This window comes from Paenibacillus sp. S29 (genome assembly GCF_049319765.1).
Lineage (GTDB): Bacteria > Bacillota > Bacilli > Paenibacillales > Paenibacillaceae > Paenibacillus > Paenibacillus polymyxa_B.
In genome coordinates this window covers 1-298 of sequence record NZ_JBMOUI010000096.1, presented here as the reverse complement: position 1 = coordinate 298, position 298 = coordinate 1, and the positions used below count along the sequence as shown (strand labels likewise).

Annotated in this window: 1 rRNA gene; it reads left to right on the top strand. The window is 48.7% G+C overall.

The annotated features are described in order from the left end of the window. Positions 1-188: 188 nt before the first annotated feature. Positions 189-298 (top strand): 5S ribosomal RNA (rrf, locus tag ACL9RM_RS26655); the annotation flags it as partial.

Genomic DNA, 298 nt, shown 5'->3' with positions numbered 1-298 from the left:
GGAGCTGACCAATACTAATCGGTCGAGGGCTTATCCTAAAATAAAACGCAAATGAGTTTCGGATCCAGTTTTCAGGGGGTAACCTTGAAGGTATATAGAAATACATACAACAAGCGCATGGCTATTCATTCACACAATAAGTGATGAACCGAATAACCATACGGAAGAATTTGCGCAGCAAATTCATGTTTGGTGGCGATAGCGGAGGGGTTCCACACGTGCCCATCCCGAACACGACCGTTAAGCCCTCCAGCGCCGATGGTACTTGGACCGCAGGGTCCTGGGAGAGTAGGACGTC